This window comes from Streptomyces sp. cmx-4-9 (assembly GCF_046548835.1).
Classification (GTDB): Bacteria; Actinomycetota; Actinomycetes; order Streptomycetales; family Streptomycetaceae; genus Streptomyces.
In genome coordinates this window covers 826,837-853,225 of the sequence record NZ_JAEBEE010000002.1, presented here as the reverse complement: position 1 = coordinate 853,225, position 26,389 = coordinate 826,837, and the positions used below count along the sequence as shown (strand labels likewise).

The window sequence follows — 26,389 nt, the reverse complement described above, 5'->3', positions numbered from 1 at the left end:
CGGCCCTCGGGGTCACCCGCCGTGGTGGTGCCCCTCGTCCATCAGCCGCTCCTGGCGCTTCCTGAGCTCCTCCGGGCTGATGCCGGGGACCGGCCTGCTGGCTTCGGGGTGCACCGGGTCCGGTCCCGGCTGGGGCACCTGCTCCTCCCGGCCTCCGCCCGTCCCCTGCTCACCGTGCTTGTCCTCCATGGCGGCCACTCCCTTGCACACCTCGTCGACCAGGTACCCCACGTCTACCCGCGGACGAGGGCGCCACCCGCCCGCGGACGGTGAATGACCGGCACGAGGGTGGGCAGGCACCCGGTCGGAGGAGCCGGAGCGCCGCAACGGGCTCCGGTTGCGACTCCGGCAGCGCCGACCCGGTGAGGACGCCCATGGACCCCGCGCAGACGACGGCCCGCCGAGTGCTGAGCGCGCACGGGGAGACCTATGCGCACGAGGCCGGCATCCGGCTGCGGGACACCCCTGCCCCGCTGTACCAGCTCCTGGTGCTGTGCGTGCTGCTGTCCGCGCCGATCCGTACGCAGACGGCGGTCGCGGCGGCCCGCTCCCTGTTCCGAGCCGGCCTGCGCACCCCGCGGAAGATGGCGGACTCGGCGTGGCAGGCCCGTGTCGAGGCCCTGGGGCGGGCCCGCTACCGGCGCTACGACGAGCGGACGGCCACGGCCCTGGGCGAGGGCGCGCAGCTGCTGCTGGAGCGCCGGCGGGGGGACCTGCGCACGCTCCGCGAGGAGGCGGGCGGCGAGCTCGGACGCGTACGGGAGCTGCTCCAGGAGGTGCCGCGGATCGGCCCCACCGGCGCCGACATCTTCTGCCGCGAGGTCCAGGACGTCTGGCCGGAACTGCGCCCGTTCGCCGATGCGCGGGTGTGCGACGCGGCCGCCGGGGTCGGGCTGCCGCGCAGCGCCGGGGCCCTCGCCGAGCTCGTCCCTCCGGGTGAGTTCGTGCGCCTCGCCGACGGGCTGGTGCGGATGAGTCTGACGCCCGGAGCCGCCGACCGGCTGCGCAGCAGCTGAGGGCCCGCGCCCGCCCCGCCCGCCGGCCGGGGCCGGGTGGTCAGGGTCCGTGCGCGGCGGCAGACTGGAGCCCCACGCCCCCGCAGCGGCAGGAGTGACGTGCCCGTCCCGATCATCATCGACTGCGATCCCGGACACGACGACGCCCTCGCGATCATGCTGGCTGCCGGGGACCCGGCGGTCGACCTGCTGGCCGTCACCACCGTCGCCGGCAACCAGACCTTGGAGAAGACCACCCTGAACGCCCGTCGGGTGTGCACGGTCGCGGGGATCACGGACGTGCCCCTGGCGGCGGGCTGTGACCGGCCACTGGTCCAGCCCCTTGCCGTCGCGGACGACGTGCACGGGGTTTCCGGCCTGGACGGGCCCCTGTTCCCCGCTCCCACGGTGGACGTGGTGCCGGAGCACGCCGTGGACCTCGTCCACCGCATCCTGTCCGGGCATCCCGAACCGGTCACGCTGGTGCCGACGGCGCCACTGACCAACATCGCCCTGCTGCTGACCCGGTATCCGCAGGACGCCTCCCGCATCCGCGAGATCGTCCTGATGGGCGGCTCCACGGAGCGCGGCAACCGGACGCCGGCCGCCGAGTTCAACGTGCTCACCGACCCGGAGGCCGCGGACATCGTCTTCCGTTCCGGGGTGCCGGTCACCATGTGCGGGCTCAACGTCACCCACCAGGCGCTGGCCACGCCCGAGGTGGTGGCCCGCTTCGAGGCGTTGGGCACCCCTCTCGGCCGGACCTGCGCACAACTGGTGACCTTCTTCGGCTCCACGTACCGCACGCTGTGGGGTTTCCCCAGCCCGCCGCTGCACGACCCCGTCGCGGTGGCCCGGGTCCTCGATCCCGGGCTGGTGCACTGCGTCGAGGGCAACGTCACGGTGGAGTTGCACGGCCGGTACACGCGGGGGGCCACCGTGGTGGACCTGCACGGCTCCACCGGCCGGCCCGTCAACGCCCGGGTCGCGGTGGGCCTGGAGGCCGGGCCGTTCTGGGACCGGATGGTCGCCGCCGTCGCGGCCCTCGGGGCGCGAGCCCCGAGCGGGCCGGCCGCTTCCTGACCTGGACGGACGAGAGAGGCAGTCATGGTGCACGTACTGGGCAGCAGGATCCTGCTGCACCCCACCGACCCCGAGCGCTCGCGTGCCTTCTACGGGGACGTCCTGGGCCTCGCCGTCCACCGTGAGTTCGGCACCGGCGCCGAGCGCGGCACGGTCTACTTCCTCGGCGGCGGTTTCCTGGAGGTGTCGGGCCGCGCCCTGCAGCCTCAGTCGCCCGGACTCCAGTTGTGGTTGCAGGTCGCGGACGTGCAGGCGGTGTACGAGGAGGTGCACGGCCGGGATGCCGGGATCGTCCTGCGGCCGCCCCTGCGTGAGCCGTGGGGGCTCATCGAGATGTGGATCACCGACCCCGACGGTGTGCGGATCGCCGTCGTGGAGGTGCCGGCGGACCACCCGCTGCGCTACCGGCCCTGACCGAACAGATGAGCCATAGCGGCAATTCGCAGATGACCGGCACCCGCCCCGGGGTCGGCGACCTAGGGTAAATGACCGATGACGCAGGGCAGTTGCGCTTCAGGTTCGACGTGCAGTTGCCGTTCAGGTTCGACGTGGGAACGATCCGACGTGGGAAAGAGGGCCGCGCATGGCCGGCACGTTCAAGCAGCGCAAGATCCGGGGCATGTTCGCCGCGTTCGACGTGGACGGCGACGGCTATCTGCAGAGGGATGACTTCGAGGCCCTCGCCGGCCGCTGGGGCCGGCTGCCGGGGGTGGAAGCAGGCTCGGAGTTGCAGGCCCGGGTGGACGCCGTCTCCCTGGGCTGGTGGGAGACCCTCCTGGCCGCCGCCGACGCCGACAACGACGGCAAGGTCGACATCGACGAGTTCTTCAGCGTCGTGGACCGGCTGCCCTCCATGCGTGCTGCCGTCACGGCCACCGCCGACACCCTCTTCGACGCCGTGGACCAGAACGGGGACGGCCGGATCTCCCGCACCGAGCACCGCCGGCTCATCGAGGCCTGGCACGGCCTGGAGGTCGACACCGACGAGGTCTTCGCACTGCTCGACCTGGACGGCGACGGCCACCTCAGCCGTTCCGAATTCGCCACGCTGTGGACCCAGTTCTGGCTCAGCGACGACCCGGCCGATCCGGGCAACCACGTCTGCGGCCGCATCCCGGACCAGTCGGTGACCGGAGAGGTCTGCCGGGAGCCGCGACCCGGTGAACCTTCCCGGTCACCGCACTAGGTCGCGGCCTGGCGGGAAGCGCAGGTCCAGATGACGGCGTGCAGGGTGCCCGCGGCGTCGACCGCGAAACCGCCGACCCGGTCGTCGTCGGAGACGGCGGCGGCCCCGCTGTGGCCGGCCGGCGCCAGCCGGGGCAGGGCCAGGGTGGGGCCGCTGCCCTTCCAGAGCACGGCCTGGTGGGGCGGGGCGGTTTCCGGCGGGAAGGGGCCGACCATCGTCGAGTCGGAGGCGGTCCCGACGCTCACGCCGGTGGTCGGGCTGATGTCCTCGAAGGAGCCGCGGGTGCGCTCCCCGAGGTTCGGGGCGTACGTCACGTCCGTGTAGGGCGGCGCCCAGGTGACGCCGTTCGAGGTGATCAGGCGGGTGTACTCGTACGTGCCGGCGATCCGGCCCTCGTCGTCGATGTCCTTCGGCTCGTAGCTGCTGTAGGTGTCGCCCGGGTGGAACGGCTTGAGCTCCTGTGCGGGGGCGGCAGCGGAGGCCGGCCACACCAGGCCGGTCTCGTACGCCTCCCCGTCGGCCACACCGCTGCCCCGCCCGACGATCCGGCCGTCGTCGTTGATGCCGGTGACCTCGGCGACGCCGGTGATCTGCGGGGGCAGTGCGAGTTCGCGGCGCACGGCGGTGCCCGCCCACTCCACGCCGGTCACCCGCCCGGCGGCGTCCCGCCGGTGGCCGACGATGCGACCCCTGTCGTTGATGTCGCTCGCCTGCTCGCCGCCCGGCAGCAGGGCCACGGCCCGGGCACCGCGTACGTACCGGAAGGCGGCCGGCGGCTTGCCGGGGCCGGTGAGGCGGCCCACCATCACCCCGGAGCGGTTGACGGCCTCCACGACGCCCTGGGTGTATCCGGTGGGCAGGGGGACCGGGTGCGCGGACGTGCCGACCCAGTACACGGGCCGGTGGTGGGAACGGCCGACGGAGAGCCCGCGCGGGCCGAGGTCCCTGACCTCCGTGGCCGGCCTCCAGGGCTCGGGGGACTCGCCGGGACCCGGCAGCGAGTCCAGCACCCGGATCGCGGGGTTGCAGGCACTGCCGCGGCCGCCGGTCCCGGGTACGGAGGCCGCCGCCTGCGCCGGCAGTGGCACTGTCAGCGCCGTGAGCACGGCTGCGCACAGCACGGCGAGTCCCGTACGGCTGCGGGCGGCTCCGGTTCCGGGCGTGGCCAAATGCGTCCTGTCCCCCTCGCGCCGTCTCCCCTGACGGCTCGTCGGCTTACATCATGGCCGTACCGGGGAGGGCAGGACAGACACCCTTCCGGACAAAGTCCACGCCGGATCGTGGCCACTGCGGGCCGGGGGGCCGCTGTTCGCCCGGTGGTCAGGGGAGCGGCGCAAACCGTCGGGGGCACATGCCCAAAAGATGACTGTCAGCGACCACTCGGAGTCGGATAGCAAGGGGGTCGGTGCCCGGCGCGGCCCGTCGACGGTCGGCGGCGAGCCCGGCGCTCCGAAGGAGGACCTCCCGTGATCCGCACCCGTCTCGCAGCCCTCGCCACCATGGCCTGCACCGCTTTCGCCCTCGCCGCGACCCCGGCCGGCGCCGCTCCCGGCGACACGCTGAACTCCTGTTCCAGCAGCCTCACTCCGGCCGGCTGGGTCGACGTCCAGTGGTGGAACAGCGGCGCCTGCGGCTCCACCTTCACCCCCAACACCAAGCAGATGAAGGACCTCACCGGATACCCGGTGGGCACCCAGGTGAACGCCTGCGCCTCCACCTGGCCGCCGGCCGGCTGGACCATCACCAGCAGCTACTACTCCAGCGGCTGCCGCTACTCCGCCGTCCCCAGCTTCAACCCCAACACCTGGACGTTGAAGCGCACTTCCTGACGACCGCCGCCGGGCTCCGTCCGCCCGGGCGCCCGGCATACGGCGGCGGTCCCGGGGCGCCGATGCGCAATGCCGTTGTCAGGCACGGTAGTTACGACGGATGAGCTCGGTGGACGGGTGGCTCGCCGGGTACCTGTGGGCCCGGGCCCGGGCCCTGCTGTCGGCGGCCCTGGCCGCGGCGGTGATCCTGGTGATCAGTCCCGGCCGGTCCCCCGCCGAGGTAGTGGTGCGGCTGACCGGGGCGGCCGTGGGCGGGGGCCTGCTTCTGGCCCGGCGGCGCCAGGAGCAGCGGGCGGCCGGCGCCACCGCCGGGGAGTGGGCCTCGCTGGACGACCGGCTCCGGCACGGGGAGGTGCCGCAGGGCGCGGACTAACGCGCATCCATGCGGCGGCTGGTCCACCAGCGCGTGCACACCACCGGGCACCGCCGCTTCGCCCTGGCGTTCCCGAGCCCTGGTGCCGGCCCCGGAGCCCGGCTCGACGGGACGCTGAACCCCAGGCCCCCGCGGCTTGTGCGCCCCGGCGGCGCGGCCACCGGTCAGCGCATGCGCGGGAGGCGACGGGGTGGAGCCCGTGTGGTCGTACGCCCTCAACGCCGTACCCGACCTGCCGGCGGCCGCCGCCGTCGTCCCGATGTACCTGCCGCGGGCGCACGCCTGGCTCCCCGGGCAGGGCGGTCGTTCAGCGGGCCGTCCAGCCGCCGTCGGCCACGAGTGTGGTGCCGGTCAGGTTGGAGGACATCTCCGAGGCGAGGAAGAGGGCGGCCGCCGCGATCTCGTGCGGCTCCCCCAGCCGGCCGAGCAGCGTGCGGGACTCGACGTCCCGGCGCATGGCCTCGGGGTCGGGGGCGTCGCGGAAGACGTCGTCGAGCAGCCGGGTGGCGACCGGCCCCGGGCACAGGGCGTTGATGCGGATGCCGTCCTTCGCGTGGTCGACGGCCGTGGCCCTCGTCAGCTGGACGACCCCGCCCTTGGATGCGCAGTACGCCGCCACGCCGGCGTCCCCGACCAGGCCGAGTTCCGAGGCGACGTTGACGATGACCCCGCTGCCCCGCGCGGCCATGGGTGCGACGGCGTGCTTGGAGCAGAGGAACACGCCGCGCAGGTTGACGGCCATCGTGCGGTCCCATTCCTCGACGGTGGTGTCGAGGATCGTCCTGGCGAACTCGGTCCCGGCATTGTTGACGAGGATGTCCACGCCGCCGTGCCGGGCCTCGACGGCCGCGATGAGCGCCTTCACCTCGGCCTCGTCGGTCACGTCGGCGCGCAGGTGGTACGCGCCGGCCGCCTCCGCCTCCTCGCGCGCGTCCACGACGTCCGACATGACGACGTGGGCTCCTTCGCGCACGAACCGTTCGGCGATGGCGAGCCCGAGCCCGCCCTTGGCTCCGGTGACGACGGCGGTCTTACCGGCGAGCAGCATGGGGCCTCGTTTCCTGGGGGTCGGTCCGCCCCGGGTGACGGCGACGGAGCGGGGCGGTTCCGGCCCGGTACGTGCGTACGGGTCCGTACCCGGCCCCTTCCCCGGGCCGGCCGGGCCCCGCGGGGGACGAGGTCCCCGGCCGGAGGGCCGTTGGTCCCGGCGTCCGGAACCCGTCCGGTCCCGCCGTCCGGCCCCCGCCCGGCGTGTCCTGCCGCGGTCGGCGGGGCGGTGTGCCGCCCCTGCCTACCGTGGCGCGATGAGCACACGCACAGTGCGGCCGAGCGCCGGTTACGGGATCCGGTGCGCGCGCCCGGCCGAGTCGGGGGCGGTCGCCGCCCTCTTGGCCCGCGCCTTCGCCGACGACCCGGTCATGACGTGGATGATCCCCGACCCCGGTGAGGGGCAGCGCAGGATCGCCCGCTTCTTCGCGCTGCTCCAGCGCCAGCAGCGGCCCCGGGCCGGCGGTGTCCGGGTGGCCGCGACCCGGGAGGGGCGGCTGCTGGGGGCGGCCCTCTGGTCGGGGCCCGGCCACTGGAAGACCTCGGCGGTGCAGGAGGCGGCGGCCCTGCCGCACTATGTGCGCATTTTCGGCCTCCGGGGGCTGGGCCGGGCGTCCGAGGTGGAGGACACCCTGCACCAGGCGCATCCGCCGACGCCGCACTGGTACCTGCCGACCCTGGGGACCGAACCGGCGGCCCAGGGGGCGGGGGTGGGCTCGGCCCTCGTCCGGCAGCAGCTGGCCCACTGCGACCGGCTGGCGCAGCCTGCCTATCTGGAGTCCAGCAAGGAAACCAACATCCCGTTCTACGCGGGGCTCGGCTTCCGCGTCACCGGCGAGATCCGCCTTCCCGGCGGCGGGCCCGTCCTGTGGGCGATGTGGCGCCCACCCCGCTCCGACAGCGACGGCGCACCTGGCGGGCCGTCTGCGCCGGGCCCGGACGGCCCGCACTCCCCGCACACAGCGCACGGCGGCTGACGGGGTTCCCGGCCGAGCCGGCCCGTCGGCCCGCCGGCCCGCCCGCCGGTGCGGCGTGTCGCGGCCCGTCGGGGGCACGCGGAGGGGGAAGGCCTGCCGAAGGGAACGCCATGCTCGCCGTGTTGCTGCTCCTGCCCGCACTGCTGGGCGCCGTCCTGGCGCTCGGCCGGTACGAGGAGGTGCTGCTCGGACCCCGTGCGGAGCCGGAGTCGCCGCGGCCCGCCACCGCCCGGCCCCCCGGGGCGGCCCCGGCGGTACGGCACACCCCGCACCGGGCCCGCCGCCGGCATGCGGCCCCCCGCCCGTACGCGGCCGGGCAGCGCGGTTGAGGCCCGGTCCGAGGAGACGACTCCGTGGTCTCGCCGACCGGGCGGTGCCAAAGGGCTCGCCTGCCGGGCCTGCTCGCCTGCCGGGGATGATCGTCCGCCGGGGGTTCGTCCAGCAGGTCGTCCGGGCGGCCGGGGCTGCGGCTGCCGGCCGCCCGGAGGCGGGGCAGCCGGGGGGCGCCGGAGACGCCGACGGGTCCGCTGCCCGGGGTCGGCGGTCCGAGCGCCGTCGCCGGGGGCGTACCGGGCCCGCCCCCGCCCCCGGCCGGGGACGGCCGGGTACGGAGGGGCCCGGCTGCCGCGCGGATCCCGTGCGGCATTCCGGTCGTGCCAGGGCCCTCGGCCGTTCGGCGCCGGAACGGCGGCGCGGCACACGGCCGGGGCCTGCAGCGGATTCTCCCTGCGCTCCGTGCTCCGCAGGACCCGCCTCCGACGCGTGTGTCCCGGCGGGCGGCGCTCAAACCCCGGGCTGCTCAGTCTCTGTGAATCGGCGTCACATCCGGAGCGGTGGACCGGCCGCGAAACCGTGGCCGACCTGCGGCGCAGCCCTTTGCCCCCGAGGGCGCCGCGCCCGGGTGCAAGCGGCCCGGCATCGAGGAGCCTTCTGCGAGGATGGACGTATGGACGTCCTGAAAAAGAACCACGTGACGGTGTCCGGCAAGCGCGGCGGGCCGGTGCTGATGCTGGCGCACGGGTTCGGCTGCGACCAGAACATGTGGCGGCTGGTCGTGCCGGTACTGGAGCGCGATTTCACCGTGGTGCTCTTCGACCACGTGGGAGCGGGGCGTTCCGACCTGTCGTCGTGGAGTGAGCAGCGCTACTCCACGATGGACGGCTATGTCGAGGACGTCCTGGAGATCTGCCGCGAGGTGGCGCTGGGGCCCGTGGTGTTCGTGGGGCACTCGGTCAGCGCCATGATGGGCGTGCTCGCCGCGGCCCGGGAGCCCGAGGCGTTCGCCGGACTGGTGCTGCTCGCGCCCTCGCCGTGCTTCATCGACGACCCGGAGTCCGGCTACCGGGGCGGCTTCAGCGCCGAGGACATCGACGAGCTGCTGGAGTCCCTGGACGCGAACTATCTGGGCTGGTCGGGGGCCATGGCCCCGGTGATCATGGGCAATGCGGAGCGCCCGGAGCTGGGCGAGGAGCTGACCAACAGCTTCTGCCGCACCGATCCGGACATCGCCCGGGTCTTCGCCCGCGTCACGTTCCTCTCGGACAACCGGCGGGACCTGGCGAAGGTCACCGTCCCCGTGCTGGTCGCGCAGTGTTCCAGCGACGCGATCGCGCCGCCCGAGGTGGGCCCCTTCGTGCAGTCCATGATTCCCGGGAGCCGGCTGGTCACCCTGAAGGCGACCGGGCACTGCCCCCAGCTGGCGGCACCCGAGGAGACGGCCGCCGCGATCGCGGCGTTCGCCGGTGCCGCCGGATGATGTGCACGACGGACGGCGGCGGGTGCGGCGGGGGCTCCGCGTCCGGCGACCGTCCCGGGGACGACGACCAGGCGGTCTTCTCGGCGCTGCTGGAGGACAGCGCGGAGGACCTGTACGAGCACGCGCCGTGCGGCTACCTGTCCACCCTCCTCGACGGCACGATCGCGAAGATCAACACGACGCTGCTGAACTGGCTGGGCTATGCGCGCGGCGACCTGGTGGGCCGCCGGACCTTCTCCGACCTCCTGACGGTCGGCGGCCGGCTCTACCACGAGACCCATTTCGCACCGCTGCTGCGCATGCAGGGCGAGATCAGCGGGATCGCCCTGGAGCTGAAGGCCGCCGACGGCAGCCGGCTGCCGGTGCTGGTGACCTCCACCGTCCGGACCGGCAGCGACGGGGAGTCCCTGCTGATCCGCACCACCGTCTTCGACGCCCGCGACCGCCGTGCCTACGAGACGGAACTGCTGCGGGCCCGCCAGGAATCGGAGCGGGAACGCGAACGCCTCAAGCGGCTCAACGCCACCCTGCAGAAGACCTTGCTGCCGCCCGCCCTGGCGAACGTGCCCGGCCTGGACGTGGCCGCGTACTACCACGTCGCCTCCGTCGACGAGGTCGGCGGCGACTTCTACGACCTGTTCCCCCTGGCCGCCGGCACGTGGGGGTTCTTCCTCGGCGACGTGTGCGGCAAGGGCGCGGCCGCCGCGGCGGTCACCTCCCTGGCCCGCTACACGCTGCGCGCCGCGGCGGTCTACGACCCGGATCCGGCCGCGGTCCTCGGCAACCTGAACACGGTCCTGAACCACGAGTACAACGGCCACGACCCGCGGTTCTGCACCGTCGTCTTCGGGCTGCTCACCCCCGACGGGGACGAGGGCGGCTTCCGGGTCACGCTGGCCAGCGGCGGGCACCCGCCGGCCCTGCTGCTGAGCGCCGACGGCAGCGTCTCGTCTCTGCACACCCCCGGCGGCCAGCTCATCGGTGTCCTCCCGGACGCCCACATCGCCACGGTGTCCGTCCTCCTCGCCCCCGGGGACACCCTGCTGCTGCACACGGACGGCCTGACCGAGGCGCATTCCGCGGCTGCGGGCGGCCGCTACGGCGACGAGGCCCTCCTGGAGTTCGCCGAGGGCCTGTCGCCCGCCACCGCGGAGGGTCTAGTCGGTGCGATCCGCGACCTGCTCGACTCCTTCGGCACCGGGGTGGACGACGACACCGCCGTCCTCGCCCTCACCGTGCCCCGACCCCCCGTGAAGGGCTGACGTGACGCATCCGCTGACCATCCGCACCCGCACCACCGCCGCCGGTCCGGTCGTGGAGCTGGCGGGGGAGCTGGACCACCACACCGCGCCGGAGGTCCGCGCCCTGCTGCCCGGCCTCGTCCTCGGCGCGGGCCAGCAGATCGTCGTGGACCTCGGCGGAGTCACCTTCTGCGACTCCAGTGGCATCACCGTCCTGATCGCCGCCCGCAACCACGCCCTGGCGGCCGAGGGGGCCGTGATCCTGGCCGCCGTGCCCGAGCGGGTCAGCCGGATCTTCCGTATCGTCGGCCTGGAGCAGGTCTTCCCCACCTTCCCCACGGCGCAGGCAGCCGAGTCGGCCTGGACGCCGCCCGCCGGCTGACCGCACTTCCCCGCCGGCGCCGCGGCGCCGGCGCGCCCCGCTCCGGGTTTGTCGGGCGGCTGCGCGGGCAGCCGCGCAGCACACGCCGAAAAGGCACCGGAACGGAGGCGGGACATGTCCACAGGCACGCTCATAGCCGTGCTCGTCGTGGCCGTTGTCGTGGTGCTCGCACTCACTGCGTTGCTGTCGATGCTGGCGCGACGACGGCACTTGCGCACCCAGTTCGGCCCCGAGTACGAGCGCACGGTCGAGGAGAAGGGCGGGAGGCGGGCCGCGGAGCGCGACCTGCGGGCCCGCGAGCAGCGGCACGACGAGCTCGACATCAAGGAACTGCCCGCCGAGCGCCGGCAGGAGTACACCGAGGAGTGGAGCCGGGTCCAGGAGCACTTCGTGGACCGGCCGGAGGGCTCCGTCGCCGAGGCCGACGGCCTGGTGTCCCGCCTGATGCAGGAACGCGGCTACCCGACCGACGACTTCCACGGGCAGCTGCGCGACCTCTCGGTCGAGCACGGGCGCACGCTGGAGCACTACCGCGCCGCCCATGACGTCAAGATGCGCAGTGGCGACGGTCACGCCACCACGGAGGAGCTCCGAGGTGCGATGGTCCACTACCGCGCCCTCTTCGAAGAGCTGCTGACCGACCAGAGGAGCCGATGACATGAGCATCCACGACGACCGGGACGACTCGGCACGCCGGCCGGACCTGACCACCGAGGACCTCGCCCACCCGGGTGCCTCGGAGGAGCGCAGCGCAGCCGTGTACCCGGGTGAGGCCACCAGGGACACGGACGCCTACGGGGACGGGGACCGGACCGGTACTGCCGCCGCGGGCGGCACAGATACGGACGCGTACGGGGACGCCGACCGGAACGGTGGGGCGCCGGAAGCGCAGACGCCTGCCGCGCGCCCGGACAGCGATGACGCGGAGCCCCTGCTCGGTACCGGTGAGGCGGAGGAGTACCGCAAGAAGTGGAGCGAGATCCAGGGCCGCTTCGTCGACGACCCGAAGGACGCGGTGAAGTCGGCCGACTCCCTCGTGGCGGACCTGATGCAGACCCTTGCCAGTACCTTCTCGACCCGCAAGCAGGGCCTGGAGGGCCAGTGGGACCGCGGTGAGCAGGTTCCCACGGAGGACCTGCGGCTCGCACTGCAGCAGTACCGGTCGTTCTTCAACCGGCTGCTCAAGACCTGATCGGTCGACCGGATCGGTGCAGCGGTCCCGTTCGGGACCCCTGGTACGACGGCGGCGCCTGGGGCCCGCCGGCCTGCGGGCCGGCGGGCCCCAGGCGCCGTCCGGCCGTGGTGGCCGCTCCTCTTGCCCCCTCAGGCCCCGCCGGGGTGGCGGGAGCGTGCAGGGGGGTGATGCTGGAGAGGTGCGCCAGATCGGGATCCTGCTGTTCCCCGGCGTCGAGGAACTGGACGCCGTGGGCCCCTGGGAGGTCCTGTCCTTCTGGACCCGGACATGTCCCGACGACGGTTGGGCCGTGTCCTGCATCTCGGCCGACGGTGGACCCGTGACCTGCGCCAAGGGACTCACCGTGCAGGCCCACCGGTCCTTCGCCGGCCTGCCGGCGCCGGAGGTCCTGGTGCACCCGGGCGGCAGGGGCACCCGTCCGCAGCTCCGGGACGCCGGGCACCTGGAGTGGGTCCGCCGGCAGCGCCGGACCGTCCCGCTGATGGCCGCCGTGTGCACGGGCTCCCTGGTATTCGCCGCCGCAGGGCTGCTGCGCGGCCGTCCGGCGACGACGCACTGGGCCTCCTTGGACCTGCTCAGGGAACTCGATCCGACGGTGGACGTGCGCGAGGACGAGCGGTTCGTCGACGACGGGGCCATCATCACCTCGGCGGGCATCTCGGCCGGCATCGACATGGCCCTGCACCTGGTCGGCCGGCTGGGCTCCCCCGAACGCGCACGCCAGGTCCGCCGCGGCATCCAGTACGATCCGCAGCCGCCGTTCTGACGGGCGCGCCCGCTGCTCGGCTACGGCAGGATCGAGTCGACGTACCCGCCGTCGACGCGCACGGCCCCGCCGGTGGTCGCCGAGGCGAAGGGCGAGCTGAGGTACACCACCATGTGGGCGATCTCCTCGGGCTCGATCAGCCGCTGGAGCAGCGACTGGGGCCGGTGCTCGCGCATGAAGGCGCGCTGCGCCTCGTCCCAGGGCAGGTCCCGGTCGACCAGTTCGTAGACGAAGTCCTCCACGCCGCCGGTGTGCGTGGGCCCGGCGATGACCGAGTTCACCGTGACGCCCGTCCCGGCCGCCTCCTTCGCGAATCCGCGGGACACCGCGAGGAGGGCGGTCTTGGACATGCCGTAGTGGATCATTTCCGCCGGGATCGCCACGGCGGAGTCGCTGGCGATGTTCTGGATGCGGCCCCAGGAGCGCCCGGTCATGCCGGGCAGGTAGTGGCGGATCATCCGCACGGCCGTGAGCACGTTCGTGTCGAAGTAGCGGCGCCATTCGGCGTCGCCGATCTCCAGGGCCGGCCGCGAGCCGAAGACGCCGAGGTTGTTGACGAGGATGTCGACGTCCGGCACCGCGGCGAAGACGGCTTCGGCGCCCTCGTCCGTCGCGACGTCGCCGGGCGCGGCGAGGAACGCGCCGCCGCTCCCGCCCTTGCCGAGCCGGGCCACCGCCGCGTCGACGGACTCCTTGCCGCGGCCGTTGACGGCCACCCGTGCGCCGGCCGCCGCCAGTCCGGCCGCGATCGCGGCGCCGATGCCCTGGGTGGAGCCGGTGACCAGGGCGGTCTTCCCCGAGAGGTCGATGAGCACGCTGTCTGCCTGCCTTCTGCCGTTGGGCGGCCGTGAGAGTGGGACGTCTTCCCTCCGACTTCCCGATTTCCACCGGTTTAGCACCTCTGAAGAGCACCTCGGCAACCGCCGGTGGACATCCCGCATCGGACCCGAGCGAAAAGGCAGGTGCGTCCAAGCCCCCCGCATGGTGCACTTGTGGTGCAGATCCGATGACGACGGTCGCCATGAAACCGAGAGAGGCATCCTGTGGACCAGCTCCCGTCCCACCCCGACAGTGAGCGCTACTCCGTGACCCTGTGCCCGCCCGCGGTCACCGCGATCGCCGAGCTGGTCGCCGCGTCCGGCGTCAGCAAGGCCGATGTGATCAACCGGGCGGTGCTGCTTCTCGGGTTCGTCGAGCAGGAGCGCGCCAAGGGACACGATCTGATGATCCGTGACACCGAAGGCTCCCTGGAGCGCATCCACATCATCTGACCTGCCGGAGCCGGTCCGCCGGGGCGCAGAAATGCAGCTGCGGGCCTGCGACGGCAGTGGCAGGCTGCGTCGATGAACCGTGAACGCATGTCCCACATCGCCCATGCCCGACACCCCGTGAAGGCCCCCCTCGACGACGCTGCGGTACGGGAGTTGCTCGAACGCGGTACGGCCCGGCGCGACGCCCGCGTGCTCGACCTCGGCTGCGGCGAGGGCGAGTGGCTCCTGCGCGCCCTGGCCGCCGACCCCGGGCTGCGCGCCGAGGGCGTGGACATCTCCGAGGACGCCCTGGTCCGGGCCCGCGAAGCCGCGGCCCGCCTGGGTGTCCAGGACCGCCTGACCCTCCACCGCCAGGAGGCCGCCGCCTTCGCCTCCCCGCATCCGTTCGACCTGATCCTCAGCGTGGGCGCCGCCCATGCCTTCGGGGGTCTGCTGCCCACCCTGGGGGCGGCGCGCAGGCACCTCGCCCCCGGCGGGCACGTCCTGATCGGTGACGGCTTCTGGGAGAAGGACCCTTCGCCGGAGGCCGTGGCGATCCTCGGCGAGTTCGAGGACCTGGACACCACCCTGGACCGGGTGGCCGCCGACGGCTGGACGCCCGTCCACGGCCACATCAGCAGCCGCCGCGAGCTGGACGCGTACGAGTGGGCGTGCTGGGGGTCGCTGGCAGGCTGGGCCCTGGACCATCCCGAGGACCCCGACAGCTCCGAGGCCCTGGCCCTCGCCGCCGTCCGCCGCGAGGAGTGGCTGCGCACCTACCGCGACAGCTTCGGTTTCGTCTGCCTGGTACTGCGGCGGACCTCCGGGCGGTAGCGGCGCGCCGTGGATCCTGCGGGGGCGCCGCCGGATCCGCCGCGCCGTCAGGAACGCCTCAAGGTGGGGAGTTGTCCGCGCCCCCGGGGAACTGGGCCGCCCTCTGCCATCCTTCACGCGTGACGCCATGTGTTTAGGAATGCGGAAACTGGTAACACTGGGTAGCTAAAGGCCCTTGAGGAAACGATGAAAGGCGGGACACATGTCTATGGGTACCGTGCTCATCCTCAGCATGGTGGTGGCGATGATCACCGCACTCGCACTCGCCCCTCCGGCGGGACGCACCGCATCCGACCACGGCGCTGCCCGGCACCGCCGCACCGGCGCCGCCAAGGGCGGCTCCGCACCGCGCAGTTCGCGCCGCCTGCGGAACCTGCCCCGGCAGCGCACGGCGGACAGCCACCGCACGCCGGAGTGACCGGCTGCGCCGCGGGCGGTCGACGCCGGGGCGGGCATGACCTCGGGGCGGCCCCGGACCTTCGGGTCCGGGGCCTTTTCCCTGCCCGTTCCCTGCCCTGACCCGTCAGCGGCCCTCAGAGCCCAGTCGGCTGCGGTGGATGTCTGTGGCGGGGGGCCCGGTGAGGTGCTCCAGGGTGCCGGTGCGGATGAGCAGCCGCTCCAACGCCGCCTGCCGGCCGTCGAGATACAGACGGACGCCCGCCGCGCTCGTCCGTCGTCGGACCATCAGCAGCGCGGACAGACCCATCGAGTCGCACACGAGCAGCCGTGTGCAGTCCAGCCGGAGGTTCCGCAGGCCAGGGTGCGCGGCCAGCTGCCGGTCGACCAGGGCCGACAGGAGCGCGCAGGTCGTGTGGTCGAGGTCCCCTTCGAGGGCGATGCGCAGGTCGTTCGCGTCGGGAGGGAACGGCGTCAGGAGCAACGGCGGGGGCGGGGGGCTGGTCATGGCTGCGCTTCCGGGCGGAGGGGATCGGGGCGGGGTGGTCGGCGCTCGGGCCGGGGCGGACCGTCAGGACGGCTCCGGCGCGGCCCGGCCGCTGCCGCCGGTGAAAGGACGCGGACGGGTCATGCCGTGTACCGCCCGGGGCCGTGTCCCCCGACCGCGCTGAGGTGGTTGGTGCGCGGCGCGGTGATGGCGACGACGGCCATGTCGTCGTGGCGGCCGCCGCCGATCCACTGGGCGGCGTGCATCTGCAGGCGTTCCACGACCGCTTCCGCGGCCATGCCCGCGCAGGCGGCCAGAGCCTGCTTCAGCCGTGCCTCGCCGAACATCTCTCCCCCGAGGGGTCCTCCCTTGGCCTCGGTGAAACCGTCGGTGAAGAGCACGCAGGTCTCGCCGGCGGCGAGTTCGGCGCCCACGGTGACGGCCTGGATCTCGGGCAGTGCGCCGACGAGCGTTCCGCGCGTCTGCACCTCGTCCACCCGGCCGTCGACGCGGACGATCAGGGGCCGCGGGTGGCCGGCACTGGTCAGCCGGAGGCGGACCTTGCCGTCGTGGCGGGCCGCCGAGGCGAGGACCAGGGTGGCGAAGCGCGCGTGATGGGAGTTGAGCAGGGCCCCGTTGAGGAGCCGGAGCGTGCGCTGGTGGTCGGGCGCCATGGGCAGGAGGGCCTGGAGGGTGTTGCGGATCTTGCCGGTGAGCACGGCGGCGTCCAGGCCTTTGCCGCAGACGTCCCCGAGGACGACGAAGGACTCCCCGCCGTCGGTCTCGTCGGGGCAGGGGTGGACGTCGTAGAAGTCGCCGCCGATCCGGTCGCCTTCACCGGACGGCCGGTAGCCGCCGGCGAACTCGATTCCGTCGATCTGGCGGAGCACGGGCGGCAGCAGGTCCCGCATGAGGGTTTCGGTGATGGAGGTCTGCTCGGCGTACAGGCGTGCGGCGGACATGGCGGCGCCGGCACGCGCCGCGAACAGCCGGGCGAACACTTCCTCGTTCTCGTCGAACGCGGCCTTCTCGCCATGGCGCAGCAGGACGAGGGCGCCGGCGGGCAGCCCGGGGCCGGGGAGCGGGGTGACCGCCAGGGAACCCACGGAGCCGAATCCGTCCGGAACCGCCCAGGGCGGCGCCGCCGCCGGGTCGACCCAGCGGGAGGGCTCCGGCGGGAAGCCCTGGAGGGCTTCGGCGAGGCCGGGCAGCAGGGAGGCGTCGAAGTCCAGCCGGGTGGCCTCGGGCTCCCCTCCCCGGGCGCAGAAGACCACCGGGTGGGTCCGCCCCGAGGGAGGACCGATCACCAGGGCGCCGTCGGCGAGGTGTTCGGCTGCGAGCTGGGCGGTGACGGCCATGCAGCGGTCGACGTTCAGCGAAGACAGCAGGGCGTTCGAGGCCCGGCCCAGGAACTCGGTCCTGTGCCGCTCCAGGGCCAGCGCGTCGGCGGCGGTGCGGCGTTCGGTGTCGTCGACGAACCACCAGGCGACGTCGCCGTCGTCGAGGCAGGTCGGGTGCGCCGCGAAACTGCGGTCGCCCACGGGCCCGTCGGCAGGCGCCAGGGCCTGGCCGAAGGCGGGGGTCCGCCTGCCCGCCCCGGTCGTGAGGCGCCGGTGGGCGGTGGTGACCCACCGGGGCACCGCGTCACTCAGCTCGGCGCCGATGTGCGCCGCGGGGAAGAGCAGCGTCGCGGCCCGGTTGACCAGGGACAGGGCTCCGTACGCATCGACGACGAGGACGGGGCAGGGGGCAACGGCGCACGCAAGTCCTGTGACGGTACGGCTCGTCGGGGCGGATCGCCCGGGGGGACTGGCCATAGACAAGGACTCGCAGCGCGGGCCCCTCACCTCTTCCTCATGCGGACGGACCGGCGGGCGGGCGGACAGTTTCCCCTCGGCAACCATCCCCCATCCGGCGCTGCCGACGCAATCCCGCCTCCGGCGTCCGGCGCCTTCCTCACCCCTCCTCGCGACGGCCCGTACAGGCGTGCGCCCGCCGGGAGTTCGGTCCGGGTGCGGCCGGGTCAGGCGCTGCGGCTCACCAGGGCGTCGGCGGGAGGCAGCCTGAGCGGTTCCGCGACCGCCGCGCAGACGTCGGCAAGGCCCACGGTGAGGGCGGCCCGGGAGAGCGGCGGCATGGCTGCCATCGCCTCCGTGAGCACCGTTTCGCGGGAGCCCGCAGCCGTTCGAGGGAGGTCCGTCCGGCAGGGGTCGACTCCAGGCGCGTCTCGCGGCGGTCGTCCGCCCGGGGTCGGCGCGCCAGGACTCCGACGGCCTGGAGGCGGTCGCGCGGCCGGGTCACCGACGGCGGGGCCGCGCCGGGCAGCCGGCCGAGGGTGCGCAGGGTCACGGCACCGGGGCCGGATCCAGGATCGGACGACGCCGTGGTCGGGTGCCTCGACTGGCACGGCCGTCAGCCGGACGCGTACGGGCAGCAGCCGGGGCGACCGCGGGGCCGGGCGCTTCTCCCGGGGGCTGGGGCGCCCGGGCCCCGTACGGCTCCGTACCGGGGCGGGTCCCGCGGTTCCTGCCGACCCGGGGGCGACACCGCGCACCCGCCGGTGGCACAGTGGGCACCATGTCCCGCCCTGGCAGTCGACCCGGCGCACCCGAGGAACCGTCCGCGGCCGTCAGCGCCGCGGCGGAGCTCCTCGAGGTCCTGCGTGCCCGGGGCCAGGACGCCCCGGCGCCCGCCGTGTCCCCCTCCCAGATGCGGGCGCTGCTCGTCGTGGAGAATGCGGAGGGCATCAATCTGCGGACCCTCGGCCGTGTGCTGGGGTCCCGGCCGCCCTCGGTGACCCGGCTGTGCGACCGGCTGGAGGCGATCGGCCTGCTGACCCGCTCCCCCAGCCCCAGCAGCCGCCGCGAGCTGGAACTGCGGCTGACCGCGGGCGGGCGCAGGCTGGTGGCGGCCCAGCGCGGCATCCGGGTGCGCGAGATGGCCGCCGTGCTCGAACGGATGGAGCCTGCGGCGGTGGAGGCGCTGGTGCAGGGCCTGTCCGCGTTCCAGGACGCTGCGGCCGGCCTCCACGCCGCCGTGCCGGCGTCCGTGCGCCGTACCGACGCCAGTGTGGAAGGCGGCGCGGCAGGCTCCACCGGAGGCGCCGTGCAGCCCTGTGGCGCGGCCCTGCCGCCGGTGCCTGCGCAGGTGCCGGCCCGGCTATCCGACAGCGCCTGACGGCTGCGAGCGGCCGGCTGGAGGCGCTGGTGCCGGGGGGCAGGGTAATTGACTTGTTAAAACATTGCCTAACGGCAAATGATCACTCTAAGCTGACCCCCGACGCAACCAGGCGTCCGTCGGGCGTCCGCGTTCCGTGGCGAGAGGGGAAAGACGACGCCATGGGCAGCACTATCGGTCTGGGGTCCCAGTACCCGGCCGGCCGCACACCACCGCAGGCGGTGAGCCAGCCGCCGCGGCGGGCCTCCTCCGTCGACCACGACCGCTCCCTCGCACTGTGGAGCGGTCTGCCGCCGTACGTCCTGCTCATCGAGGACGACGAGGGCGACGCCCTCCTGGTCGAGGAGCTGGTCGAGGACAGCGGGATCGACGTCCGGCTGGGCCGGGCCCGTTCCCTCTCCGACGCCCTGCAGATGCTCCGGGCCGAGCCCCCTCAGTGCGTCCTGCTGGACCTGCACCTCCCGGACGCCCAGGGCCTCGACGGCCTGGGCAAGGTGCTGTCCGAGGCCGCCGAGGCTGCCGTGGTCGTCCTCACCGGGCTTTCCGAGGAGCAGGCGGGGCTGGGCGCCGTCGCCGCGGGCGCCCAGGACTACCTGGTCAAGGGCCGCCTGGAGGCCGACGTCTTCATGCGGGCCATCCGCTACGCGATCCAGCGCAAGCGGACCGAGCTCGCCGCGGTCGCCCTGCAGGCGAGCAGGCTGCGCGCCGAGGAGAACGCCCGCCTGGAGCGGGGCCTGCTGCCGACACCGCTCCTGCTGGACGATTCGGTGACAGTCTGTGCCCGCTACCACCCGGGGCGCGCCCAGGCGCTGCTCGGCGGGGACTTCTACGACGTCGTGCAGACCCCCGACGGGGCCACCCACGCCGTCGTCGGCGACGTGTCCGGGCACGGCCCGGCCGAGGCCGCCCTCGGGGTCTGCCTGCGGGTGGCGTGGCGCGCCTTCGTGATGGCCGGCGCCCGCGGCGAGACCCTGCTCAAGCTTCTGGAGGAGATCCTGCTGGCCGAGCGGTCGGGGCCGGAGATCTTCGCCACCCTCATCTCGGTCACCCGGCCTCCGGGCACGGACGGGATCTCCGTGCAGCGGGCCGGGCACCCCGGTTTCCTGGTGAGGTCCGCGGACGGGGTGGAGCTGAAGGAAGTGCCCGGTGGGCCGGCCCTGGGGATCATGCCCGGCTGGGACGCGGGCTGGCCCGTCACCGAGGTCCCGATGCCGCCGGACGGCGCGGTGATGCTCTTCACGGACGGCCTGATCGAGGGGCGCATCGGGCAGGGCTCCGACCGCCTCGACGAGAGCGGCCTCCTCGACCTGGCCCGCCGGCACGCCGGCCTGCCCGCCGAATCCTTCGTCGACACCCTGATCCAGGCGGCGCAGGCGCTGGCCGCGGACCACGGGGGCCTGGCCGACGACGTCGCCGTACTCCACCTCGAATGGAACACCCCGAAGTGAGCACCTCCGTACGAGCCCCCGAACGCACCCCGGACCGCGTCGCCCCCGCGCCCGCCGCGTCCCCGCCGCCCGAAGGGTCCGGCCGGAGAGGGCTGAGCCTGCAGGGCTGGCTCACGACGGTGCTCAGCGTGCTGGCCCTCATGGTCCTGGGCACGGGCGCGCTCGGGGCCGCCCTGCTGTCGCACACCACGACGGAGGGCAACCGGCTCGTGGACGGGATCCTCCCGGCCCAGCGGGACGCGCTGCGGCTGGAGACGGCCCTGCTCGACCAGGAGACCGGGATCCGCGGCTACCTCCTGGCGGACGAGGCGGCCCTCCTGGAGCCGTACGAGCGCGGCCTCGTGAACGAGCGCGAGGCGGCCCGGCAGCTCGCCACGGTGCTCGACGGCGACCGGGGCGTCCAGGCCGACCTGGTGGCCGTGCAGGAGGCCGCACGGGCCTGGCGCGACGAGTTCGCCACCCCGGCCGTCACCGCGGTACGGAGCGGGAGCGCTCCCCCGTCGGTCCAGACGGGCAAGGACCGCTTCGACGAGGTCCGCCGCACCCTGGAGGCGCAGCAGGCGCGGCTGGACCGCATCCAGGCCGACGCCCGGACCACCTTCGGGCAGGCCCGCTCGGAGCGCGACCACATCCTGCTGGCGATCGTCGCGGTGTTCCTGCTGGCGGGTGCCTGTCTCGCCGTCCTGCTGCACCTGGGTGTGCTGCGACCGCTCGCCCTGGTCCGCACGGCGTCCCAGCGGGTCGCGGACGGGGCCTTCGACGAGGCGATACCGCAGCGCGGGCCGTCCGACCTGCGGGCGCTGGCCCGCGCCGTGGAGGCCATGCGCCACCGGACCGTGCAGGAGCTGAGCGCTTCGCGGCGCAATACGGAGGAGCTGAACCGCACGGCCGCGGAACTCGACGCCCAGGCGACCGAACTGCGGCGCTCGAACGCCGAGTTGGAGCAGTTCGCCTACGTGGCCTCCCACGACCTCCAGGAGCCGCTGCGCAAGGTGGCCTCCTTCTGCCAGCTGCTGGAGAAGCGGTACGGGGACCAGCTCGACCAGCGCGGCACGCAGTACATCGCGTTCGCGGTCGACGGTGCCAAGCGGATGCAGGTGCTCATCAACGACCTGCTGACCTTCTCCCGGGTGGGCCGCGTCCAGGACGCCCGCGAGAGCGTCGCCCTGGACGGGACGCTCGACCGGGCGCTGCGCAACCTGGCCGCCTCCGTGGAGGAGAGCGAGGCCGTGATCATCCGGCCCGAACGACTTCCCGAGGTGGTGGGCGACCCCACGCTCCTGACGATGCTCTGGCAGAACCTGGTCGGCAACGCCGTCAAGTTCCGCTCCCCCGAGCGAACCCCGCGGGTCGAGATCGCGCTGCAGGACGACGACGGCACGGAGCCCGGCTTCCGGTCCTTCAGCGTCACGGACAACGGCATCGGCATTCCGGCCGAGTTCGCGGAGAAGGTCTTCGTGATCTTCCAGCGGCTGCACGGCCGGGAGAGCTACGGCGGCACCGGGATCGGTCTGTCGCTCTGCAAGAAGATCGTCGAGCACACGGGCGGACACATCCGGATCGACCCTGAGCACACCGAGGGCACCCGGATCGTGTTCACTTTGCCCGTCACCGACACGGACACCGACGCCGGGACGGACACCGACGCCGGGACGGAATCCGGCGCCGTCACCGGGACCGACGCCGGGAACGACACCGGCGCCGGCACCGAATCCGGCGCCGGGGGCTCCGCCTCCTCCCCCACGGCACCGCCCGCGGAAACCGAAGGAACCAGCTGATGAGCACCCCCACCGAACGGCCCCAGGGAGCACCCGCGGAAGTCCTGCTCGTCGAGGACGACGCGGGCGACGAGCTGATGACCCGCGAGGCCTTCGAGGACAACAAGATCGGGAACGTGCTGCACGTGGTGCGGGACGGCCTGGAGGCGCTGGACTTCCTGTACCGCCGGGGGGAGCACGCCAACGCGCCGCGCCCCGACCTGATCCTCCTCGACCTGAACCTGCCCAAGTACGACGGCCGGCAGGTGCTCGAACAGATCAAGACGGATCCGGACCTCAGCCACATCCCGGTGGTCGTGCTCACCACGTCGGCGGCGGAGGAGGACATTCTGCGCAGCTACAAGCTGCACGCCAACGCATATGTGACGAAACCGGTTGATCTCGATCAGTTCATCCGGGCGATCCAGCAGATCGACGACTTCTTCGTCACCGTGGTGAAGCTGCCTCGGGCATTCTGAACAGCCCGGCAGCCGAGCAGTCCGAGAGCAGGAACGAAAGTGGGGAACATGGACACGCACAACACCGACGCGCGCAACTACGTCGAGGCGCGGTCCGACGGGAACGTGCGCATCGTCGTGATGGCGGGCGAGTTCGACATGGACAGCGTGGGCGAGCTGCGGACGGCACTGGACCCCGAGGCCGCCGGTGTCACCCGGTTCGTCCTGGACGTCTCCGGGGTGACCTTCGTGGACTCGACCGCCCTCAGCATCATGCTCCAGCCCGCCCTGGACCGTCCGGTGGTGCTGGCGGGGACGGTGCCGAGCCGGCTGGCCCGACTGCTGGAGATCACCGGCGCCGACCGGGCCTTCGCCACCGCTCCCGACGTGGCCGAGGCGACGGTCGTGGCCGTCCCGCCGCGGCGGCGCTGAGCTGCGCTCCTTCCGAAGGAGCACGGAGTTGTTTGCCTCTGCGATTGCCGGGGCCGAGGTGGGGCAGACGGAAACGGTCCGGCCATCACGCGACCGACGAGGAGGTGAACGGTGCTGCACCAGGAGAGCAGGACGGTGCGCCCGGTCCCGCACAACGCCATGCAGGCGCGGGACCGTGTGCGGTCGCTCATCGAATCCTCCGGCATGCTGCCGCCCGATCCCGTCGCCGCTGACGACGCCCTGACCGACGCGCTGCTGGTGACGTCGGAACTGGTGACGAACGCGATCCGGCACGGCGGCGGACTCCTCGACTTCCACGCCTCGGTCGCCGCCGACGGCCTGCGCCTCGTGGTCACCGACGCGAGCAGCGCGGCCCCGGCTGCCCTCCCCCGGGCCACCGGCCCGATCCGCGCGGGCGGGTTCGGCTGGCCGCTGATCCGCAGGCTCGCGCAGAGCGTGACCATCCGGCCGACCCCGCAGGGCGGCAAGAGCATCGAGGTCCTGATGCCCCTGGACGGGGCGGCGCGCCCCGCGGATTCCGCACGGCTCACCGACCTCAGGGAACTCGCCGACCAGCACTGATGCCCGCGCGGGTTTGAGGCCCGGGATCCGGGCCACACGAGCAGGCGTACGTCGTTCCCTCGTCTCCACGAGGTGCACCGCGGTCCCGAACCCCGGACGGGTTCGGGACCGCGGTGCGCGTGAACCAGGGCGCGGGAACATCACAGGGGGGACTTCCGTATGACCACACCGGAGGAGAACGCGGGCACGCCGGCGCGGGGCGCCGCGTCCGTGGGGCGCGATGTGGTGCTGGCGGTGGGGCTGCTGGGCATATGCATCGGCGGTCTGGCCGTCTTCCTCAAGACCACGGCAGCGGCCGGCACCGGGGTCCCGGTCACGCCGATCGCGACGGCCGGCGTCCTCGCGATCGGGATCGGCCTGGCGAAGTGGAGCATCGCGCCCGCCCGGCGCCGCTCGCGCGCCCGCGCCCACCCGGTCGGCTCCGGTGCGGTGCCGGGCGGGTACCCGGCGCCGCCGGCTGACCTCCCCGATGTCGGGGGCGAGGCCCTGGACCACGCCGCGGTCGACGCGGACGGCTTTGAACACACGGTCGCCGCGCTGTGCGCGCGGGACGGCTGCACCTCGGTGGAGGTGGTGGGCGGCGCCGGCGACCTGGGCGCCGACGTGCTCGCGACCACGGCGGACGGACGGCGGGTCGTGATCCAGTGCAAGCACTACTCCGAGGACAACCGGGTCGGCTCCCAGGACCTGCAGCGATTCGGCGGCACCTGCTTCGCCGTCCACGAGGCCGACGTCGCCGTCCTCGTCACCACCAGTTCCTTCACGGCGCCCGCCACCGAGTACGCCGCCACGTGCGGCATAGTCTGCGTCGACGGCGAGGCTCTGGCGGCCTGGACCGACCTGGCAGCGCCCGCGCCGTGGGAGGCGGGCGTCCGTGGCCCCGCCGCCCCCGCGCCCGGGAGCTGACCGGGCCGGCCGTCCCGTCCACCCGGCGGGCCCCGGCCCCGTGCCGGGTCCCCCCTGTCTTTGTTCGAGGAGCATGCGCATGACCACCACCGACCAGCAGCTGGACCGCGGTACGCACCCGTCGGCCGCGCCGGACACCGGCGCCGTCGCGGGCCCTCGCACGGGCGCCGGCAGCGGGAGCGCTGACGAGCGGATCCACCGCATCCGCCGCCGGCTCGAACGGCTCATCGGCATCGCCGCGACCGAGGGGAACTCCGTAACGCCGCTGCGCAACGGCGACCAGATCTTCGCGGCGATGCTGGACGCGGTGGGCTCGGCCCGCCACACCATCGACATGATGACCTTCGTCTACTGGCGCGGCGACATCGCCCGGCAGTTCGCCGAGGCTCTGGCCGACCGGGCCAGAGCCGGGGTGCGGGTGAGACTGCTGCTGGACGGCTTCGGCAGCCGCCTCATAGAGAAGGACCTGCTGGAGCGCATGAGCGACGCCGGGGTCGACGTCGCCTGGTTCCGCAAGCCGGTCACCCTCTCCCCCCTCAAGCAGAACCACCGCTGCCACCGCAAGGTCCTGGTGGTCGACGAGCGGACCGCCTTCACCGGCGGCGTGGGCATCGCCGAGGAGTGGTGCGGCGACGCGCGCAACCCGCAGGAGTGGCGCGACACCCATGCCGAAGTCCGGGGGCCCGCCGTCGACGGCATCGCGGCCGCCTTCGCCCAGAACTGGGCCGAGTGCCACACCGAGCTGTTCGACGACCGGGACCGGTTCGTGGTCCATGAGCCGGCGGGTTCCGCCATCATCCAGGTCGTACGGGGATCGGCCGCCTTCGGCTGGCAGGACATGCAGACGCTGATGCGCGTGATCCTGGAGTCCGCGGAGGAGCGGGTGCGCCTGGCGACCGCCTACTTCGCCCCCGACGACTACTTCGTCGACCTGCTGTGCGCCACCGCCCGCCGGGGCGTCACCGTCGAGATCCTGCTGCCCGGGCCGCACACGGACAAGCGGGTGTGCCTGCTGGCGGGGCAGCACCACTACGAGGCGCTCACCGCCAGCGGCGTGCGCATCCACGAGTACCAGCCGACGATGATGCACGCGAAGGTCATCACCATGGACGGCGTGGTCTCCCTCATCGGCTCGTCGAACTTCAACCGGCGCTCCCTCGACCACGACGAGGAAGTCATGCTGGCGGTGATGGACCCCGAATTCACCGAGACCCTGGATGGGCACTTCGACGAGGACCTGCAGCACAGCGTCCGCATCCGCGAGGACCGCTGGAAGCGGCGCTCGGTCCTGCAGCGCGCCCGGGAGCTCTCGGTGCTCCCCCTGCGCCGCTTCCTCTGAGGAGGGCGGCGCCCAAGGAGCGCCGCGACCCGACCCGACTGGCCGCCCGGACTCCCGGGCGGCCAGTCGGGTCGCTTCCGGACTCCGCCCGTGGGGCGGCCGGCCCGGGGGCGCATTCTTTCGCCGCGTGCGGGCAACCGGTCGTTCATGACCGTTTACGTCGTCACCGTTCCCGGCACCCTGCTGACCGAGCTGACCCCGGACGCCCGCGCCGAGTTGCTCCGGGCCCTGCGTCCGGCCGATCCGCGGAGCACGGACCTGGGGGTGGAGGAGGGCCTGGACATCCTGTCCTTCTTCCCGGACTCCCCCGCCTTCACCCTGCACCTGGAGGTCGAGGCGGCCGATACCGGCTCGGCCGAACGCGCTGCGCGCGACCTGGCGTCGCAGGCGCTGCGGCGCGCCGGCCTGGGTGAGAAGGAAGTCCCCCTCGGCGACCCCGTCATCACCGGGATCGCCACGGAATAGCCCTCAGGGCACGCTGCCGACACCGGCC

The 26,389-nt window shown here is 73.6% G+C and carries 33 protein-coding genes; 26 read left to right on the top strand and 7 right to left on the bottom strand.

Annotation, left to right across the window (positions count from 1 at the left end; all coding sequences use genetic code 11):
* Positions 1 to 12: 12 nt before the first annotated feature.
* Complete coding sequence (locus ACLJTM_RS10100) at positions 13 to 189, bottom strand: hypothetical protein (RefSeq protein WP_411103106.1); 177 nt, start codon at positions 187 to 189, stop codon at positions 13 to 15.
* 185 nt (positions 190 to 374) lie between these two features.
* Between ACLJTM_RS10100 and ACLJTM_RS10095 the strand changes: the two genes are divergently transcribed.
* The 4 genes from ACLJTM_RS10095 to ACLJTM_RS10080 all read left to right on the top strand — a co-directional run bounded on the left by ACLJTM_RS10095 (position 375) and on the right by ACLJTM_RS10080 (position 3,264).
* A complete protein-coding gene (locus tag ACLJTM_RS10095) occupies positions 375 to 1,016 on the top strand; it encodes an endonuclease (RefSeq protein ID WP_411103105.1) in 642 nt (213 codons plus the stop codon).
* Between the two features lie 99 nt (positions 1,017 to 1,115).
* Positions 1,116 to 2,078, top strand: a complete 963-nt coding sequence (locus ACLJTM_RS10090; RefSeq protein WP_411103104.1) for a nucleoside hydrolase — start codon at positions 1,116 to 1,118, stop codon at positions 2,076 to 2,078.
* Between the two features lie 24 nt (positions 2,079 to 2,102).
* A complete protein-coding gene (locus tag ACLJTM_RS10085; RefSeq protein WP_411103103.1) occupies positions 2,103 to 2,492 on the top strand; it encodes a VOC family protein in 390 nt (129 codons plus the stop codon).
* Between the two features lie 169 nt (positions 2,493 to 2,661).
* Complete coding sequence (locus ACLJTM_RS10080) at positions 2,662 to 3,264, top strand: EF-hand domain-containing protein (RefSeq protein ID WP_411103102.1); 603 nt, start codon at positions 2,662 to 2,664, stop codon at positions 3,262 to 3,264.
* Here the strand turns inward: ACLJTM_RS10080 and ACLJTM_RS10075 are convergent.
* Positions 3,261 to 4,433 (bottom strand): hypothetical protein, encoded by a 1,173-nt coding sequence (locus ACLJTM_RS10075; RefSeq protein WP_411103101.1) that lies wholly within the window; start codon positions 4,431 to 4,433, stop codon positions 3,261 to 3,263. The two genes, ACLJTM_RS10080 and ACLJTM_RS10075, sit on opposite strands and share 4 nt — an antisense overlap.
* A gap of 297 nt (positions 4,434 to 4,730) precedes the next feature.
* Between ACLJTM_RS10075 and ACLJTM_RS10070 the strand changes: the two genes are divergently transcribed.
* Both ACLJTM_RS10070 and ACLJTM_RS10065 read left to right on the top strand, forming a co-directional pair.
* Positions 4,731 to 5,093: a hypothetical protein gene (locus tag ACLJTM_RS10070; RefSeq protein WP_411103100.1), complete on the top strand. Its 363-nt coding sequence runs from the start codon at positions 4,731 to 4,733 to the stop codon at positions 5,091 to 5,093.
* A gap of 100 nt (positions 5,094 to 5,193) precedes the next feature.
* A complete protein-coding gene (locus ACLJTM_RS10065) occupies positions 5,194 to 5,466 on the top strand; it encodes a hypothetical protein (RefSeq protein WP_411103099.1) in 273 nt (90 codons plus the stop codon).
* 307 nt (positions 5,467 to 5,773) lie between these two features.
* Here the strand turns inward: ACLJTM_RS10065 and ACLJTM_RS10060 are convergent, their stop codons facing one another.
* A complete protein-coding gene (locus ACLJTM_RS10060) occupies positions 5,774 to 6,514 on the bottom strand; it encodes an SDR family NAD(P)-dependent oxidoreductase (protein WP_411103098.1) in 741 nt (246 codons plus the stop codon).
* A 256-nt stretch (positions 6,515 to 6,770) separates the two neighbouring features.
* On the opposite strand from ACLJTM_RS10060, the gene ACLJTM_RS10055 reads away from it, so the two are divergent.
* The 8 genes from ACLJTM_RS10055 (at position 6,771) to ACLJTM_RS10020 (ending at position 12,830) form a co-directional block, all read left to right on the top strand.
* Positions 6,771 to 7,490, top strand: coding sequence for a GNAT family N-acetyltransferase (locus ACLJTM_RS10055; RefSeq protein WP_411103097.1), 720 nt, complete (start codon positions 6,771 to 6,773; stop codon positions 7,488 to 7,490).
* Between the two features lie 110 nt (positions 7,491 to 7,600).
* Positions 7,601 to 7,819, top strand: coding sequence for a hypothetical protein (locus tag ACLJTM_RS10050; protein ID WP_411103096.1), 219 nt, complete (start codon positions 7,601 to 7,603; stop codon positions 7,817 to 7,819).
* A 617-nt stretch (positions 7,820 to 8,436) separates the two neighbouring features.
* Positions 8,437 to 9,246: an alpha/beta fold hydrolase gene (locus ACLJTM_RS10045; protein WP_411103095.1), complete on the top strand. Its 810-nt coding sequence runs from the start codon at positions 8,437 to 8,439 to the stop codon at positions 9,244 to 9,246.
* On the top strand, positions 9,246 to 10,508 hold the full coding sequence (locus ACLJTM_RS10040) for a SpoIIE family protein phosphatase (protein ID WP_411103295.1): 1,263 nt from the start codon (positions 9,246 to 9,248) through the stop codon (positions 10,506 to 10,508). Before ACLJTM_RS10045 ends, ACLJTM_RS10040 begins: the two co-directional genes overlap by 1 nt.
* Before the next feature lies 1 nt (position 10,509).
* Entirely contained in the window at positions 10,510 to 10,869 is a 360-nt protein-coding gene (locus ACLJTM_RS10035) for an STAS domain-containing protein (RefSeq protein WP_411103094.1), read from the top strand.
* Positions 10,870 to 10,983: 114 nt separating this feature from the next.
* Complete coding sequence (locus ACLJTM_RS10030) at positions 10,984 to 11,526, top strand: hypothetical protein (protein WP_411103093.1); 543 nt, start codon at positions 10,984 to 10,986, stop codon at positions 11,524 to 11,526.
* 1 nt (position 11,527) lies between these two features.
* Positions 11,528 to 12,061, top strand: a complete 534-nt coding sequence (locus ACLJTM_RS10025; protein ID WP_411103092.1) for a hypothetical protein — start codon at positions 11,528 to 11,530, stop codon at positions 12,059 to 12,061.
* Between the two features lie 181 nt (positions 12,062 to 12,242).
* A complete protein-coding gene (locus tag ACLJTM_RS10020; RefSeq protein WP_411103091.1) occupies positions 12,243 to 12,830 on the top strand; it encodes a DJ-1/PfpI family protein in 588 nt (195 codons plus the stop codon).
* A gap of 20 nt (positions 12,831 to 12,850) precedes the next feature.
* Here ACLJTM_RS10020 and ACLJTM_RS10015 read toward each other — a convergent pair whose 3' ends face one another.
* Positions 12,851 to 13,645, bottom strand: coding sequence for an SDR family NAD(P)-dependent oxidoreductase (locus ACLJTM_RS10015; RefSeq protein ID WP_411103090.1), 795 nt, complete (start codon positions 13,643 to 13,645; stop codon positions 12,851 to 12,853).
* A 228-nt stretch (positions 13,646 to 13,873) separates the two neighbouring features.
* Here ACLJTM_RS10015 and ACLJTM_RS10010 point away from each other — a divergent pair, with 228 nt between their 5' ends.
* The 3 genes from ACLJTM_RS10010 to ACLJTM_RS10000 all read left to right on the top strand — a co-directional run bounded on the left by ACLJTM_RS10010 (position 13,874) and on the right by ACLJTM_RS10000 (position 15,332).
* Complete coding sequence (locus ACLJTM_RS10010) at positions 13,874 to 14,101, top strand: hypothetical protein (RefSeq protein WP_411103089.1); 228 nt, start codon at positions 13,874 to 13,876, stop codon at positions 14,099 to 14,101.
* Between the two features lie 72 nt (positions 14,102 to 14,173).
* On the top strand, positions 14,174 to 14,914 hold the full coding sequence (locus tag ACLJTM_RS10005) for an SAM-dependent methyltransferase (protein WP_411103088.1): 741 nt from the start codon (positions 14,174 to 14,176) through the stop codon (positions 14,912 to 14,914).
* A gap of 202 nt (positions 14,915 to 15,116) precedes the next feature.
* Positions 15,117 to 15,332, top strand: coding sequence for a hypothetical protein (locus ACLJTM_RS10000; RefSeq protein ID WP_411103087.1), 216 nt, complete (start codon positions 15,117 to 15,119; stop codon positions 15,330 to 15,332).
* A gap of 105 nt (positions 15,333 to 15,437) precedes the next feature.
* Here the strand turns inward: ACLJTM_RS10000 and ACLJTM_RS09995 are convergent, their stop codons facing one another.
* The 3 genes from ACLJTM_RS09995 to ACLJTM_RS09985 all read right to left on the bottom strand — a co-directional run bounded on the left by ACLJTM_RS09995 (position 15,438) and on the right by ACLJTM_RS09985 (position 17,943).
* Positions 15,438 to 15,818, bottom strand: a complete 381-nt coding sequence (locus ACLJTM_RS09995) for an STAS domain-containing protein (protein ID WP_411103086.1) — start codon at positions 15,816 to 15,818, stop codon at positions 15,438 to 15,440.
* Positions 15,819 to 15,937: 119 nt separating this feature from the next.
* Positions 15,938 to 17,614: a PP2C family protein-serine/threonine phosphatase gene (locus ACLJTM_RS09990; RefSeq protein WP_411103085.1), complete on the bottom strand. Its 1,677-nt coding sequence runs from the start codon at positions 17,612 to 17,614 to the stop codon at positions 15,938 to 15,940.
* Between the two features lie 206 nt (positions 17,615 to 17,820).
* Positions 17,821 to 17,943, bottom strand: a complete 123-nt coding sequence (locus ACLJTM_RS09985) for a hypothetical protein (RefSeq protein WP_411103084.1) — start codon at positions 17,941 to 17,943, stop codon at positions 17,821 to 17,823.
* Positions 17,944 to 18,374: 431 nt separating this feature from the next.
* Between ACLJTM_RS09985 and ACLJTM_RS09980 the strand changes: the two genes are divergently transcribed.
* The 9 genes from ACLJTM_RS09980 (at position 18,375) to ACLJTM_RS09940 (ending at position 26,361) form a co-directional block, all read left to right on the top strand.
* Positions 18,375 to 18,974: a MarR family winged helix-turn-helix transcriptional regulator gene (locus tag ACLJTM_RS09980; protein ID WP_411103083.1), complete on the top strand. Its 600-nt coding sequence runs from the start codon at positions 18,375 to 18,377 to the stop codon at positions 18,972 to 18,974.
* Between the two features lie 161 nt (positions 18,975 to 19,135).
* Positions 19,136 to 20,422, top strand: coding sequence for a PP2C family protein-serine/threonine phosphatase (locus ACLJTM_RS09975; RefSeq protein ID WP_411103082.1), 1,287 nt, complete (start codon positions 19,136 to 19,138; stop codon positions 20,420 to 20,422).
* Positions 20,404 to 22,200 (top strand): sensor histidine kinase, encoded by a 1,797-nt coding sequence (locus ACLJTM_RS09970; RefSeq protein WP_411103081.1) that lies wholly within the window; start codon positions 20,404 to 20,406, stop codon positions 22,198 to 22,200. Before ACLJTM_RS09975 ends, ACLJTM_RS09970 begins: the two co-directional genes overlap by 19 nt.
* On the top strand, positions 22,200 to 22,658 hold the full coding sequence (locus ACLJTM_RS09965) for a response regulator (RefSeq protein ID WP_411103080.1): 459 nt from the start codon (positions 22,200 to 22,202) through the stop codon (positions 22,656 to 22,658). The genes ACLJTM_RS09970 and ACLJTM_RS09965 overlap by 1 nt, the downstream gene beginning before the upstream one ends.
* Positions 22,659 to 22,706: 48 nt before the next feature.
* Entirely contained in the window at positions 22,707 to 23,069 is a 363-nt protein-coding gene (locus ACLJTM_RS09960; protein WP_411103079.1) for an STAS domain-containing protein, read from the top strand.
* Between the two features lie 111 nt (positions 23,070 to 23,180).
* Positions 23,181 to 23,651 (top strand): ATP-binding protein, encoded by a 471-nt coding sequence (locus ACLJTM_RS09955; RefSeq protein ID WP_411103078.1) that lies wholly within the window; start codon positions 23,181 to 23,183, stop codon positions 23,649 to 23,651.
* Positions 23,652 to 23,810: 159 nt separating this feature from the next.
* The gene (locus ACLJTM_RS09950) at positions 23,811 to 24,557 is read left to right on the top strand and encodes a restriction endonuclease (protein ID WP_411103077.1); all 747 of its coding nucleotides are present in this window, start codon (positions 23,811 to 23,813) and stop codon (positions 24,555 to 24,557) included.
* A 79-nt stretch (positions 24,558 to 24,636) separates the two neighbouring features.
* Positions 24,637 to 25,896 (top strand): phospholipase D-like domain-containing protein, encoded by a 1,260-nt coding sequence (locus ACLJTM_RS09945; protein WP_411103076.1) that lies wholly within the window; start codon positions 24,637 to 24,639, stop codon positions 25,894 to 25,896.
* A gap of 147 nt (positions 25,897 to 26,043) precedes the next feature.
* Complete coding sequence (locus ACLJTM_RS09940; RefSeq protein WP_411103075.1) at positions 26,044 to 26,361, top strand: hypothetical protein; 318 nt, start codon at positions 26,044 to 26,046, stop codon at positions 26,359 to 26,361.
* The last annotated feature ends 28 nt before the right edge of the window (positions 26,362 to 26,389 follow it).